Annotated in this window: 11 protein-coding genes; 2 read left to right on the top strand and 9 right to left on the bottom strand. The window is 53.4% G+C overall.

The window, feature by feature from the left end:
* Positions 1–250 precede the first annotated feature (250 nt).
* The 5 genes from HMPREF1051_RS00705 to HMPREF1051_RS00685 all read right to left on the bottom strand — a co-directional run bounded on the left by HMPREF1051_RS00705 (position 251) and on the right by HMPREF1051_RS00685 (position 5,877).
* On the bottom strand, positions 251–841 hold the full coding sequence (locus tag HMPREF1051_RS00705) for a phosphatase PAP2 family protein (RefSeq protein ID WP_003762923.1): 591 nt from the start codon (positions 839–841) through the stop codon (positions 251–253).
* Positions 842–1,222: 381 nt separating this feature from the next.
* Positions 1,223–2,284 carry a uroporphyrinogen decarboxylase gene (gene hemE, locus HMPREF1051_RS00700; protein ID WP_036490964.1) on the bottom strand — a complete coding sequence of 354 codons (1,062 nt, stop codon included), beginning with the start codon at positions 2,282–2,284 and terminating at the stop codon, positions 1,223–1,225.
* A gap of 122 nt (positions 2,285–2,406) precedes the next feature.
* Positions 2,407–3,630 carry a heme biosynthesis protein HemY gene (locus HMPREF1051_RS00695; RefSeq protein WP_003763001.1) on the bottom strand — a complete coding sequence of 408 codons (1,224 nt, stop codon included), beginning with the start codon at positions 3,628–3,630 and terminating at the stop codon, positions 2,407–2,409.
* On the bottom strand, positions 3,627–5,159 hold the full coding sequence (locus HMPREF1051_RS00690) for a uroporphyrinogen-III C-methyltransferase (RefSeq protein WP_003762899.1): 1,533 nt from the start codon (positions 5,157–5,159) through the stop codon (positions 3,627–3,629). Before HMPREF1051_RS00690 ends, HMPREF1051_RS00695 begins: the two co-directional genes overlap by 4 nt.
* Positions 5,146–5,877 carry a uroporphyrinogen-III synthase gene (locus HMPREF1051_RS00685; protein ID WP_036490925.1) on the bottom strand — a complete coding sequence of 244 codons (732 nt, stop codon included), beginning with the start codon at positions 5,875–5,877 and terminating at the stop codon, positions 5,146–5,148. The genes HMPREF1051_RS00690 and HMPREF1051_RS00685 overlap by 14 nt, the downstream gene beginning before the upstream one ends.
* A gap of 188 nt (positions 5,878–6,065) precedes the next feature.
* On the opposite strand from HMPREF1051_RS00685, the gene HMPREF1051_RS00680 reads away from it, so the two are divergent.
* Positions 6,066–6,485 (top strand): hypothetical protein, encoded by a 420-nt coding sequence (locus tag HMPREF1051_RS00680; RefSeq protein ID WP_003762967.1) that lies wholly within the window; start codon positions 6,066–6,068, stop codon positions 6,483–6,485.
* A gap of 196 nt (positions 6,486–6,681) precedes the next feature.
* On the opposite strand, the gene HMPREF1051_RS00675 is transcribed toward HMPREF1051_RS00680, so the two are convergent.
* Both HMPREF1051_RS00675 and HMPREF1051_RS00670 read right to left on the bottom strand, forming a co-directional pair.
* Positions 6,682–7,428, bottom strand: coding sequence for a thermonuclease family protein (locus tag HMPREF1051_RS00675; RefSeq protein WP_003762945.1), 747 nt, complete (start codon positions 7,426–7,428; stop codon positions 6,682–6,684).
* 73 nt (positions 7,429–7,501) lie between these two features.
* Positions 7,502–8,542: a sensor histidine kinase gene (locus HMPREF1051_RS00670; RefSeq protein ID WP_003755259.1), complete on the bottom strand. Its 1,041-nt coding sequence runs from the start codon at positions 8,540–8,542 to the stop codon at positions 7,502–7,504.
* Positions 8,543–8,619: 77 nt separating this feature from the next.
* On the opposite strand from HMPREF1051_RS00670, the gene argH reads away from it, so the two are divergent.
* Positions 8,620–9,999 (top strand): argininosuccinate lyase, encoded by a 1,380-nt coding sequence (argH, locus tag HMPREF1051_RS00665; protein ID WP_036490922.1) that lies wholly within the window; start codon positions 8,620–8,622, stop codon positions 9,997–9,999.
* 257 nt (positions 10,000–10,256) lie between these two features.
* Here argH and glnD read toward each other — a convergent pair whose 3' ends face one another.
* Both glnD and HMPREF1051_RS00655 read right to left on the bottom strand, forming a co-directional pair.
* The gene (glnD, locus tag HMPREF1051_RS00660; protein ID WP_003762906.1) at positions 10,257–12,818 is read right to left on the bottom strand and encodes a [protein-PII] uridylyltransferase; all 2,562 of its coding nucleotides are present in this window, start codon (positions 12,816–12,818) and stop codon (positions 10,257–10,259) included.
* 49 nt (positions 12,819–12,867) lie between these two features.
* A complete protein-coding gene (locus tag HMPREF1051_RS00655; protein WP_003755250.1) occupies positions 12,868–13,185 on the bottom strand; it encodes a helix-turn-helix domain-containing protein in 318 nt (105 codons plus the stop codon).
* Positions 13,186–13,452: the final 267 nt, after the last annotated feature.

Below are 13,452 nucleotides of genomic sequence, written 5' to 3'. Positions count from 1 at the left end.
CAACGCCGTACTGGTTTAAAGTTAATCCACTATATTTTTGAGTCTGACTGGTTTGAGGCGGTAAGGTTCAGATGGTGAGTATATACAAAGGTCGTCTGAAAAACGAGTTGACACTGATAAGCGGGTGTTTTTCGTTTTCAGACGACCTTTTGAGTTTTGTTTTAGCGAAACTCGCTGCGCTCGTTTTAACGAAACTCGCTTCGCTCGTTTTCAGACGACCTTTTAGGTTTTTTTATTAGGATTGGGTGCGTCAAAGCACTAAAAGATACAGCCAGTAGGCAAAGCCGCCCAATGCTGCGCCTGCGGGCAGGTCAATCAGGTAGTGCTGTTTGGTAAAGATGCAGGACAGGGCAATCAATACGGGAAAGAGGAACGCGGCGGCGCCCAAAGTCGGCAGCGCGTGCAGGGCGGTCAGCATGGCGACGGAAACGTGCATACTGGGGAAGCAGTTGCTGGCTTGGTCGAATTTTTGAACAAACTGTAAAAACCATTCGGACGGTGTTTTACCGGTATTGATGCTGCGCCAATGCGGCGGGGTGGAAACGGGAAACAGCCAGAAGAACAGCATTTGCATAAACAGCAACATCAGGAAGCTGAACGCCATCATGTTGAAATGGCGGTGGTCGGTGGCGATGATGTTGAGGTAGAGGATGGCGGGGTAGTAAAGGAAGCTGTATATCCACGACCAACGCGGGCGGAAAGGGATTTTTTCGTCTATCGGGGAATTCCAAACGATCTCTTTGCGCAAAGGGTGGCGCTGGGTATAAAAGTAAAACTGATAAGCGCCGATAATCATCACGCCGCTCAATATCAGATTGACGAAATAGTCTTGAAAGTTCATATGTGTGTTCCTAGAGGAGTTGTCAACATTCAATAGTTTCCGTGTCTTTTTATCCTCAAAGCGGAAGATTCAAGGTGTCCAACCTTGTTGCAGTTTCCGCCTTGAATCTTCCGCTTTGTGAACAAAAATCCACTGGGAAAATTAAATGTTGACAGCCCCTAAAAAGATGGATTTTATTGAAATTGGAAAGGTTGTTTTAAAGAACATCATCATACATGTCTTTTGAAATATGTGAAATCAATCTGATTTGATTTGGGTAAATATGCAGTCAGTTAAATAGAAAATGTCTGATTTTTACTTTTCATCCAATATAAAAGGTCGTCTGAAAACCAAACCGGTAGGCAGTTTGGGTTTTCAGACGACCTTTTACGTTACGCCCAATCAGGCGTGATATTGGCGCGACAGTTCGTGTACGGTATCGACTAAGATTTTGGCGTGTTCGGGGTCGGCGTGTTGGTTGATGCCGTGTCCGAGGTTGAAGACATGGCCGCTGCCGTTTCCGTAGTCGGCTAGGATGCGCGCGACTTCGGAGCGGATGGATTGGGGCGTGCCAAAGAGGGCAAACGGGTCGAAGTTGCCTTGCAGGGCGACTTGGTTGCCGACGCGGCGGCGTGCTTCGCCGATGTTGCACGTCCAGTCCAAACCCAATGCGTCTGCACCGATTTCCGCCATGCCCTCCAGCCACAGCCCGCCGCCTTTGGCAAACACGATAACGGGAACGCGCCTGCCTTCGCTTTCGCGTTTCAATCCGGCAATGATTTGGCGGATGTATTTGAGGCTGAACTCTTTAAACGCCGCATCGCTCAGGACGCCGCCCCAAGTGTCGAAAATCTGCACGGCCTGCGCACCTGCGTCGATTTGGGCGTTGAGGTAGGCGGTAACGGCTTGGGCGTTGGTGTCGAGGATTTTGTGCAGCAAATCGGGGCGCGAGTACATCATGGTTTTGATGGTGCGGAATTCTTTGCTGCTGCCGCCTTCGACCATATAGCAGGCGAGCGTGAACGGGCTGCCGGAGAAACCGATAAGCGGTACGCGGCCGTCCAATGCTTTGCGGATGGAGCCGACGGCGTCAAAGACGTATTGCAGTTTTTCCATATCGGGAACTTGCAGCTTGGCAATGTCGGCTTCGTGTTGCAAGGCGCGTTCGAATTTCGGACCTTCGCCTTCTGCAAAATACAGTCCCAAGCCCATTGCGTCGGGGACGGTCAGGATGTCGGAGAACAGAATCGCCGCGTCCAAATCGAAGCGGTCTAAAGGTTGGATGGTGACTTCGGTCGCCAATTCGGTGTTTTTACACAAATCGAGAAAGCTGCCCGCTTTCGCGCGCGTGGCTTTGTATTCGGGCAGATAACGCCCCGCCTGACGCATCATCCAAATCGGCGTGTATTCGACGGGCTGTTTGAGCAGGGCGCGGAGGAAGGTGTCGTTTTTCAAAGAGGTCATGTGGGGGGCTTTCGGTTTGTTTGTAAAACGGGGAAGGAAAACGGTTTTCAGACGACCTTTGCGGCGGTTTCCGCAATGAAAGGTCGTCTGAAAAGGGGGATAGATAAAGATGTTTCCCAAACTCAGCTATGCTGCTCCAACGCCGCGTGGCGTTCGTCATCGGAGACGGCTTCCAAAACCAATTTCCGCTGTTCCTGAGCTTTTTGCGGTTGTCCGGTTTCGTCGAGTACGCGTGCCAGCATGAGGCGGGCGGCGATGCTCGGTTGCAGGGCGATGCTGGCTTCGAGGTAACTTTGCGCCTTGCCCCACAGGCTGCGGCCGTAGGCAAGCTGTCCGAGGTACATCAAGAGCGGCGCGTCGTCGGGTTTGTCTTTCAGCCAAGAATCGGCAAGGTCGATGGCTTTCTGCTGACCGCGTTCGTTGAAGAAGCGGACGCTTTCGACGAAGGCTTCCAAAAGTTCGGGGCGGCGGTTTTGCGGGTAGTATTGGCGCACCCATTTGACGGCTTCGGTATAGAGTCCGAGACGCTCGTATTTTTCGGCAATGGCGACACACAATTCGTCCGCTTTGAGTGCTTCGGGAATGCGCTTCAGACAGGTTTTCAGACCGGCTGCGTCTGATGCTTCCGCCAACAGGCGGCGGTATGCCCAGCTTTGGTATTGTTCCGCTTCAAAATCGTTAATCGCGCCGACTTTCATCAATTTTTCGGATTTCGCCAACACGTCTTCCGCATCGCCGTGGTCAAAGGCATAACGCAGTTGCAGGCGGGCGAGGCGGGACAGGTTGGGATGGATGCGCGCGGCGGCGTTGAGATTTTGCAGGGCGGTCGGATAATCGCGGCGGCCGAGTGCGGACTCTGCCAACAACAGATAGCGGGAAAGCTGCTGTTTGTTCGGCAGTTTTTCGATGTCTTTCAGGTAGTGGTCGCGCAGTTCGAAGTTTTCCATTTGGTCGGCGGCGTGCGCGCCCAGCATCAACGCGAGATTGCGGTTGTCGCCGGCTTCTTTGTTTTCCAATACTTTGGCGGCTTCCTGCTCCGCTTTTTCAAAGCGGCCTTCAAAAAACGCCAAACCTGCGCTGTTCAAAGCAACGGCTGCCTGACGGCCTTTGCGCGCCGTACCGAAACGCTGCATACGGGCGGGGATGTTCATCAGGCCGACGATGAATTTGATCAGGAAATACAGGGTAACGACAAACAGAACCAGCCCTAAGATAAAGGCGTGCAGGTTGACCCGCATCATGACTTGTCCGACGACGATATAGACATTACCCGTGTAAATACCGGAAGTTAGGACGATACCGACTGCTGCGGCGAATAAAACGACAATCCAGACGACGGCTTTCATGCACGGCCTCCTTTGGTCTCAGCATCGGCGGCAGGGCGGCTTTGTTTCTCAGGAGCCGCTTTCTTTTCCGGCTCGGAAATGTTTTGCGGTTTGGCCTCGGAAGGCAGCGCCGGAGCTTCTAAAGGCTTCGCGTCTGTTTGGGTGGAAGGGGTGGGTTTCTGCGCAGGAGCGGGTCTTGCTTTGGCAGGATGGGCAGCCTTCGGAGCCGGTGCGGTTTTCGGTGCGGAAGCAGTTTCATTCACCTGCGAGGCGGTTTGAGGAGCGGCAGCTTCGGACGCGGCGGAGGGCAGGGGCGCGGACGCGGCGGTTGTTACGGGTTCGGGCAGCGCGACCGGAGTGCGCGTACCGTCTTGATAGGCGCGGATTGCGCTGAGGCTGGCTTTCAAACTGTCGTCTGAAATCATACGTACATCCAGCGCTTTCAATTCGGACAACTCTTTCAGCCATGCCTGTGTTGCGGGCGATTTGTCGTCAAAGTATTGCTTGACTGCCGCTTCGACGTAGTTCAAATCGCTTTGATAAACCTCGCCGTTGTGCTGCATCAGCGCGGTACGCGCATCCAAAAGGCGCAGGCGCAGGTTTTCGCGGACGAAATACGCCTGTTCGGGCGACAGCAGCATCGCGTCTTTATTGTCGAGTCGGCGGACTTCCACCAGCCCTTTCAGTGCAACCAAAGATTTATCCCAAGTATTTTGCCACCAAGAGCCTGAAGATGCGCCGTTGCTTTGCGCCTGTTCGCCCGGCTGCAATACGCCGTCCAACACCAGCGGCAGGCCGGAAACGGCGGTTTCCAAACGATCAAGGCGCAGCGCCGTGCCGGAAATATCGACATACGGACGGTTTTTCAATGCCGCCAAATCATGGCTGACGGCTTGTTTGATGGGCAGCAGCTCGGGCTGGTCGAAACGGCTCAGGCGGCCGTCGATATGTTCCAACACCGCCGCCGCGCCTTGTACGTTGCCCGACAGCAGCAGTTGCTGCGAGGCGAGGTTCAACATGGTTTCCGCTTCGTCAACCAGCCAGTTGACGCGCCCTTTGGTCAGCTCCTGATACGCTTTTTGCGTCAACAGGATTTGTTCGCTGTTTGCCATTTGGGCTTTGCTCAAGCGCTCCAATTCGGCTTGGATGGCGGTTTGGCGGTTTAAATGGTCTTTCAGGAGTAAAGCGTTTTCAGATTCGCCCAAGGCGGCTTTATCGAGCTTTTGGTTAAACGAAAGCTCTTGGTTTTTCAAGACGTTTTGTCCTTGCACAAACAAAAAGCCACTTGCGCCCAAACCCAGCAGCGCCAGCACCAGCGCGCCTACCGCCAGCCCTCTGCCGCCGGATTGTTTGATGATGACGGGGGCGGGTTGGTTTTGAGGAAGATTTTTAGATTCAGACATGTGTGTTCCTGCGTATTCGGAGGTTTTAGGCTGCTTGGCCTTTTTCGGAGCCACTGTTTCAGACGACCCCGCGTTACCCTGACTGTCGACGATAATCGGCCGACCGGCTTCGTTTGCTTCGGATGGATTGTCTTCAGACCGGCTCATCGGTTTGCTCCTTAGGAAATGATGAAAGTGCCGCTTTCAGAGAAGCGACGACCCGTATGTGGCGCGCACCCGCCTCGCGAAGCGCGTCGGCTATGCGCGGATGATGGGTGAAGTATAACAAGGATTCGAAGAATCGGGAAAATTGCGGCGGAACCTGAGCAAACAGCCCGCGCACCAGTTCGCCCGAAGCGATAAAGGCGGCATCAATGGATTCGGCATCAAAATCCTGCCAATTCAATTCATTAGGTCGTCTGAGATACACTTCCGCGATTTCCACTGCAAAGCCTTTTTTCTTTAACGACTCCGCCAAAAAATCGCGCCCGCCGCGTCCGCGCACAATCAATACGCGTGCGCCTTGCGGCAGCGTATCCCAAACCGGCAGCCGCAACACCGCCTCGCTGTCGTTGCCTTCTTGCGGCACAGAAACATTTTTTGCGCCGCAGCGTACCAACGCCCGACCGCTTGCCTGCCCGACCGCAACCTGAACCTTCAGGTCGTCTGAAAAATCCACATACGGCGCAGCGGTTTCAACCGCCGTCGGACTGACCCAAAACACCGCGTCCGAACGGGAAAACTGTTCTTTCAAGCCGCGCAATGCTGCTTCGTCCGGCTCGATTTCAACCGGACTCAACACCCGCGCGCGCCAGCCTGCCTGCGAACAGGTGCGCACATCATCTCCCGCGCGCGCGGACGGACGGACAATCAGCATGACAGGCATTTCAGACGACCTCTTTATAGGATGGATAATGGGGCGATGACGTTTAAATCGGTTTGAAAAAGCATATCCAATGGATATAATTCTTTTTGTATTTTTACGGCAGAACCCTGCCAAGTCAATACTGAGTATGGTTTCAATAGGGTATTGGACGGTAGGTCGGGCAGAATTCGATTTTAGGAAAACATAATATGAACAAAATAGCGACAATACTTTTCGCTGCGTTACTGGTGCCGTCTGTCTCTTTTGCAAGCGGAGACAATGCCGCCAAGGTCAGTTTGGTGAAGAAGATTTATCAAGAAGCAAGCCGCGATGATGAATCGGGCGTGAAGATTTTGAACCGATATGCCGATGCTTCTTTGAAAAAAGCCATCCGTACCGCTTCTCGGTCGGCGGATTTGTGTATAGAGACTGATCCGATATGGAACAGTCAGGACCCCGAAACCGAAGTCAAGGTCAACGTGTCTGCCTTGCCCAACGGCAAAATTCGTGCCGGCTTCAAACAATGGGGGCATCCGACCAAAGTAGATTATTCGGTCAGCTGCTCCGGAAATGTCTGCAAAGTGACGGATGTCGATCATCTCAAACGGACTTGGCTGCAATGCCGTTAATTTGTCGAATACATGAAAAGGTCGTCTGAAAATATTTTTCAGACGACCTTTTTTATACTGGGAGCTGTCGAGATTCAATAGTTTCCGTTGCGTTGGAAATCCTCGCAAGGTATCCAACCTTGTTGCGGTTTCCGCCTTGAATCTTCCGCTTTATGAACAAATTCCACTTGGAAAATTAAATGTTGAGAGCCACCGGTTACCAAATGCCAAACCATTGTCCGCTTGATTCTTGACGGCGTTCGTTGTGCCCGCCGTTTTGCATTTCGCGCTCTTCGCGACGGAAGTCCCACGGGGCTTGGGGATTTTTACCGCTCCACAAACCTTTGCGTTTTTGTTTCGCCTGTTTTTGGGCAGCGGCGTAGTCGGTGTAGGCGGTTTTGCTTTGTTGTTTTTTGGCGTAGCTGTCGTAATGCCATGCCGCTCCGTCGCGGAGTTGCATGAGGTTCAAATCGGTCGTCCCGACGGAAACTTGCGCGACTTCGCGTTGGTAGCGGTCTGTTTCAAATACGCGTACCTTCACCTTTTTGCTGTCGGCGGCATCAATCAAGTTGTCCCGCGAACGTGTGCCGTATGCCTGATTGATTTCGGGCGCATCGATATACGCCATGCGGATTTTGTGTTTCGCGCCGTCTTCGTCGATAACGTGGAGGGTGTCGCCGTCGTGGATTTTGGAGATTTTGCCGCGATAGGTATGGGGAGTGGTGGAATTGCGTTTTTGAGTGTGCGGACGGCTTTGGTGTGCATTATTTTCAGACGACCCTGATTTGACGGTTTCCGATAATAATGCGCCGAAGGCTTCCATACCGAGATGGCTGCTGCCTGTGAGCGCAGAAGCGAATTGCATGCCGGAGCGGATGATTTCGGTATCGCGCGAGCTGTAACCCAATGCGCCCAAGACGGACAAAACCACGGGAAGCCATTTTAAGATTGTTTTGGTTTTCATAAGGTTGACGGTGGTTTGTTTGAGGTCGTCTGAAACTTTTCAGACGACCTTTGACCTTTGGGGGATGGTTGTATTAACCGAACAGTCTGTTCACATCAGAGGCTTTTTTGCGGTAAGGCAGGCGGATATCGACGCGGAAGATGCCGTCGAGTTGGCGGCTTTGGATTTTGGCATCGTTGTCGTACATCAGCGTCAGGCGTTCTTTGAGGTTGTGCAATGCCATTGAGTTGCCTTTGTGCGGTTTGGCGTTTTCGCTGCTTTCGGGCGGGGTGTACGGGTTTTCGATGCGGATGTAGATGGATGATTTGTTGAGCTTGGTAAACACAGTAATCATGCCGGGGCGGTGGGTCGATTCGACGCCGTGGAAGACCGCGTTTTCCAATAGGGGTTGGAGCAGGAGGTGCGGCGTTTCTGCGTCATCGGGCGCCTGGTGCTGCCACATCACTTGCACGCGCATATGGCCCATGCGGATTTGTTCGATGGCGATGTATTCCTGCGCCCATTCGATTTCCTGTCCTAAAGTGCTGCTTTGACTGCCGTCGCGCAGTTGGGCGCGGAAGAGGTTGGCGAGGTTCTCCAGCAGGGTTTCCGCATCATACGGGCGCAGGCGGATGAGGCTGATGGCGGCGTTGAGGCTGTTGAACAGGAAATGCGGGCGGATGCGGGCAGTCAGCGCGCTGAGGCGGGCTTCGGAAATCGAAGGCGCAAGGCCGTTCCGGCGCGAAGCTTCGTAATACATCAGCCCGAGCAGGAAAAGGTTGAACAGGAAGAAATGTTGCGAGAGTGTTCTGCCGTGTGTTTTCAGAATGAAGAAATCGACGATTGCAAATATCGATAAATTCAAAAAATAGGTAATAATGACGCCGTAGGGCGATGTTTTGATGGCAGGGGTGAAGATATTGACGAAATAGGCTTTAACCAAAATCCCCAGCAATACGGGAAACACCCATTGGGAATGATGGTAAATCTCTGCGGAATAGGAGAGCGAAGAATCGCTGATCAAGGGTAGAAAGAACAGACTGCCCAAGACAATAATCAAAAGGCGCACGACTGTTGCCGAATTGCGCAGGTCCGGGACGGCGAATGTATTGTTGATTTGACGTATAATAGACATAAAATTTCCAACCGTTTTCTTTTAATGCGTTTATACGAGCCTTATTGGCTCTGTTATTTTATCTGAAGGACGAAACCATGAGTAAGGACAAAACCTGGTCGGGCCGTTTTAACGAGCCTGTTTCCGAACTGGTGAAAAAATACACCGGTTCGATCGATTTCGACAAACGGCTTGCCGAGTGGGACATTCAGGGTTCGCTGGCTCACGCGCAAATGCTTGTTCAATCAGGTGTTTTGAGTGAAGAAGATTTGGCGGCGATTCGTCAGGGAATGGCGGAGATTATAGCAGAAATCAAGGACGGTACTATTTCTTGGTCGCTGGATTTGGAAGACGTCCACATGAACATCGAACGCCGCCTGACCGAAAAAATCGGCGATGCCGGCAAACGCCTGCATACCGGCCGCAGCCGCAACGACCAAGTTGCCACCGACATCCGCCTGTGGCTGCGCGACCAGATTACCGTCATTCAAGACCTGATTCGAAGCCTGCAAACGGCTTTGGTCGATTTGGCGGAACAAAATGCTGAAACCGTCATGCCCGGTTTCACCCATCTGCAAGTCGCCCAGCCCGTCAGTTTCGGACACCACATGCTCGCCTACGTCGAAATGCTCGGACGCGATTTCGAGCGCATGACCGACTGTCGCAAACGCGTCAACCGTATGCCGCTCGGCGCCGCCGCCCTTGCCGGTACGACCTATCCGATTCAGCGCGAAATCACCGCCGAATTGCTGGGCTTTGAACAAATCTGCCAAAACTCGCTCGATGCCGTATCCGACCGCGATTTTGCCGTCGAGTTCACCGCCGCCGCCTCGCTGATTATGGTTCACCTGAGCCGCTTATCCGAAGAATTGATTTTGTGGATGAGTCCGCGTTTCGGCTTTATCGACATCGCCGACCGCTTCTGTACGGGTTCGTCCATCATGCCGCAGAAGAAAAATCCCGATGTGCCCGAACTCGTGCGAGGTAAATCCGGCCGTGTCATCGGACACCTTATCGGCTTGATTACCCTGATGAAATCTCAGCCCTTGGCGTACAACAAAGACAATCAGGAAGACAAAGAGCCGCTGTTTGACACCGCCGATACTCTCATCGACACGCTGCGGATTTATGCTGACATGATGCGCGGCGTGACCGTCAAACCCGACAATATGCGCGCCGCCGTGATGCAGGGCTTCGCCACTGCCACCGATTTGGCGGATTACTTGGTGAAAAAAGGCATGCCTTTCCGCGACAGCCACGAAGTCGTCGCCCAAGCCGTGCGCCATGCCGACCAAGCGGGCGTCGATTTGAGCGAACTGCCGCTCGAAGTCCTGCAAGGCTTCAGCAACCTGATTTCAGACGACGTGTACGGCGTGCTGACACCCGAAGGCAGCCTGAACGCGCGTAACCACTTGGGCGGCACCGCGCCGGAGCAAGTACGCTTCCAAGTGAAACGCTGGCGGAAATTGTTGGCTTAAAGAAAATGAAGTAAGCAGAAGGTCGTCTGAAAACGGGGAACAGGGTTTCAGACGACCTTTAATATATAGGGAAACCATTTATATTAGATTCAAAATACAGGTGGAAACTGTATCAACCTTTGCCGGTTGTCTAAGCTGGATTCACATCGACAAGCAGAATTTTTTATTTAAAACCATCTTAAATCAGAAACAGAGGTCGTCTGAAAATCGAAAACAAGTTTTCAGACGACCTCTTGCTTTTCCTTTAAATCAAACCGTCACACCGACAATTGTTCCAACAAAGCCTGTTTCAACGACGACTGTGTTTTTGGGTTTTTCAAATCGGGGCTGAAGACGATGAAGCTGTCTTCGACGCGTTCGTCCAGCGTGGAGATTTTGGCGTAGCGTAGGCTGACGTTGTGGGCGAAGAAGACTTCCGCCATGTCGGCGAGCAGGAAGGGGCGGTTGACGGCGGTGATTTCGACGGAGTACCAGTCGGGGTAGTCTTCTTCGGGGGTGATGGTGATGCTCGGCGCAATCGGCATGTAGCGGCTGCGGCGGCTGATGCGGCGGCTGCGGCTTTGGGTTTCGGCAACGGTGTGTCCGTGGATAAAGCTGTTGAGTTCGGCTTCGAGCGCGCTTTGGATGTCGGGGTAGTCTTCGGGGGCGTGCTGCGAGGGGATTTGCACGATGAAGGTGTCGAGGATGTAGTCGTGTTCGGTGATAAAGGCGCGGGCAGCCAGAATGTCGAAGCCGTGGCGGCTGAAGATGCGGCAGAGGCGGGCGAACAGGCGCGGGCCGTTGGGCATGAAGACCATGACTTGGAAGCTGTCGCTTTTGGGCAGGATGCGGCTGCGGACGATGGGGGTTTCAAAGTCGTGTACGAGGTTGGCGGCGTGCCACAGGATTTCGCGGGACTGATGGCGGGCGAAGTAGGCGGAACCGAGCGCGTTCCATAGTTTTTTCTGCTGTTTTTCGGGGACGGCGGCGCGGGTGAGCAAATCGGCGGCTTCTTGTTGGCGGCGGCCGAAGAGGGCGTGCGGATTGCCGCCGTTGCCTGCGAGGTAGCGTCCGGCGGCGTGGAACAGGCTTTCCAGCAGGCTGGCGCGCCATGCGTTCCACAGTTTGGGATTGGTGCCGCGTATGTCGGAAATGGTCAGGAGGTAGAGTGCGCTGAGGCGTTCGTGGGTTTGTACGCGTTTGCAGAAGGCATCGAGTACGTCGGGGTCTTGGATGTCTTCTTTTTGGGCGACGGTGGACATGAGCAGGTGGTTTTCGACCAACCAGGCAAGCAGGTCGCTTTCTTCTTCGGTGAGGAAGTGGTCGGCGGCAAATTGGCGTGCGTCTGCGATGCCTTGTATGGCATGGTCGCCGCCGCGTCCTTTGGCGATGTCGTGGAAGAAGGCGGCGAGATAGAGGATGTCTTGTTTTTCAAAGGACTGCATCAGTGCGGAGGCGTAGGGCAGCTCGTGGCTGTGCATGTCTAGGGCAAGGCGGCGGACGTTGCGGACGACGGCGAGGATGTGGTCGTCCACAGGATAGATGTGGAACAGGTCATGTTGGAGCAGACCGACGATTTTTTCCCACGCGGGCAGGTAGCGGCCCAACACGCCGTAGAGGTTGAGAAAGCGCAGGGTTTGGGTCAGTCCGTTGCCGCGGCGGAAAAAGCCGGCGAAGCGGCGGCGGTTTTCGGGATTTTGGTAGAAGCTGCGGTTGATTTTGCGCGTCGCGCCCCACCAAGCGCGCAGGGTTTGCGGTTCGAGCGCGGTAATGTCGTTGCGCTGCTGCATGATTTCAACGATTTTGAAAATGTGTTCGGGTCGTCTGAAAAAAATATCGGTGTGCCGCGCGGCGATTTGGTTGTTCACTTGGATGTAGTCGTCGTCAATCCGCAGGGTAACGCGCATCGGTGTGGAGGAAACGCGGCTTTGCAGCATGGGCGTGAGGATGCCGCTTAATTGTTTGACGGTTTTAATCGCGCGGTAAAACACGCGCATCAGTTCTTCGCTTTGACGGCGGAGATTCAAGCCTTTATAGCCCATGCTTTCGGCGACTTGCGGCTGCAAATCGAACAACAGGCGGTCTTCGGCGCGCTTTGCGTTTAAATGCAGATGGATGCGGATGTGGGCGAGGCGGCGGTAGCCGTGTGAAAGCATGCCGGCTTCGGTGCGCGTCAGAATGCCTTGTTTGACCAGCGCAGGCAGGTTGGCCGCTAAGCCTTGCGCCTTCGCTATCCAAAGCAGGGTGTGGATGTCGCGCAGACCGCCGGGACAGCTTTTGATGTTCGGCTCCAATACCGCTCCCGAACCTTGCGATTTGGCATGGCGGTGTTCCATCTCCACCAGTTTTGCTTCGATAAACGCGGCTACATTGCGTTGCGCATTCATTTTTTCCGTCAACTCGTCCGCTGTTTGGCGGTTGCCGAACAAAAAACGGGCCTCTAAAAACGCCGTGTCCCCCGTAATATCATCGCGCACGCTTTCGTACAGTTCGTCAACGCTGCCGCTTTTGACTGACGGTGAAAGTTTCATATCCCACAAAGCCTGCACGAAAGCCGCAATTTTTTCCTGAAGGTCGTCTGAAACGGTTTCAGACGACACGACTGCCAAATCTAAATCAGAATAAGGATACAGCTCGCCGCGCCCGAAGCCGCCGGTCGCCATCAGGCATAACGCGCTGTTTTGAAAATGCTCTGCCCACAATGCCGCCAGCAAGGTTTCGACTGCCGCCGTGTATTCCCTGAAAAATACCGACACACGGTTGGCTTTCAAATAATGCGCTTCGGCGGCAGCGCGCTGCTGTTTGAAGGTTTCCAATGCTGAAGACAGGTTTGCAGACATTTTTTATTCTTTCGAGTTATGGGGAGAGGGGAGGTGGATGATTTGGCGGTCAAATATCGTTTTCAGACGACCTCTGTTGGGCATCAGAGGGATTGGTCATCAGGTTTAGCAGCTCCTGCGGCGGCAGCAGCAACTGATATGCCGCCACACCCAAAGCCGTCGCCATTTTTTCAATATTCGACAACGCAATGTTCCAGCGTTTGCGCTCCACAGCCGATACATAAGTCCTGTCCAAACCGCATTGCCGCGCCAGCTCTTCCTGAGACCAGCCTTTATTCACGCGGAAAAGCCGCATGTTGTACGCCAAGACTGCCCGTAAATCCTGCTCGTCAGGCAGTTCGGCAGGCGGAGTCAATTTATTGCTCATGATTTTGTTTCCGGATAAATGGTTGAGATTAAGAATTTGCTGTTACGGATTTTACTTCACATAAAAGCCAAAAAAAAGGGGTGGCAACAGCCACACCCAAACACACACACATCAAGAGGAAAGAGATAGAGAGTATTAAATCAAAGCAGATGCGTCATCTACTGATCAGAAAATCTTGAGGACTTTGAGAAATTGTCGTCTCAGCTCCAATGTCGGCGATTATAAATGAAACTCAATTTGGAGCTTTGATTCAAATCAAGTCTGAGG

Origin of the sequence: Neisseria sicca VK64, assembly GCF_000260655.1 — a bacterium.
Taxonomy (GTDB): Bacteria; Pseudomonadota; Gammaproteobacteria; order Burkholderiales; family Neisseriaceae; genus Neisseria; species Neisseria sicca_B.
The sequence above is the reverse complement of the archived record's forward strand: the minus strand, read 5'-3'. Positions and strand labels throughout refer to the sequence as shown.

Excerpts from the sequence above, each read along its gene's own strand:
- HMPREF1051_RS00685 (WP_036490925.1), bottom strand. The coding sequence starts at position 5,877 with ATGCCTGTCATGCTGATTGTCCGTCCGTCCGCGCGCGCGGGAGATGAT.
- HMPREF1051_RS00705 (WP_003762923.1), bottom strand. The coding sequence starts at position 841 with ATGAACTTTCAAGACTATTTCGTCAATCTGATATTGAGCGGCGTGATG.
- HMPREF1051_RS00675 (WP_003762945.1), bottom strand. The coding sequence starts at position 7,428 with ATGAAAACCAAAACAATCTTAAAATGGCTTCCCGTGGTTTTGTCCGTC.
- hemE (WP_036490964.1), bottom strand. The coding sequence starts at position 2,284 with ATGACCTCTTTGAAAAACGACACCTTCCTCCGCGCCCTGCTCAAACAG.
- HMPREF1051_RS00670 (WP_003755259.1), bottom strand. The coding sequence starts at position 8,542 with ATGTCTATTATACGTCAAATCAACAATACATTCGCCGTCCCGGACCTG.
- HMPREF1051_RS00690 (WP_003762899.1), bottom strand. The coding sequence starts at position 5,159 with ATGAGCCGGTCTGAAGACAATCCATCCGAAGCAAACGAAGCCGGTCGG.
- HMPREF1051_RS00655 (WP_003755250.1), bottom strand. The coding sequence starts at position 13,185 with ATGAGCAATAAATTGACTCCGCCTGCCGAACTGCCTGACGAGCAGGAT.
- HMPREF1051_RS00695 (WP_003763001.1), bottom strand. The coding sequence starts at position 3,630 with ATGAAAGCCGTCGTCTGGATTGTCGTTTTATTCGCCGCAGCAGTCGGT.
- glnD (WP_003762906.1), bottom strand. The coding sequence starts at position 12,818 with ATGTCTGCAAACCTGTCTTCAGCATTGGAAACCTTCAAACAGCAGCGC.
- argH (WP_036490922.1), top strand. The coding sequence starts at position 8,620 with ATGAGTAAGGACAAAACCTGGTCGGGCCGTTTTAACGAGCCTGTTTCC.
- HMPREF1051_RS00680 (WP_003762967.1), top strand. The coding sequence starts at position 6,066 with ATGAACAAAATAGCGACAATACTTTTCGCTGCGTTACTGGTGCCGTCT.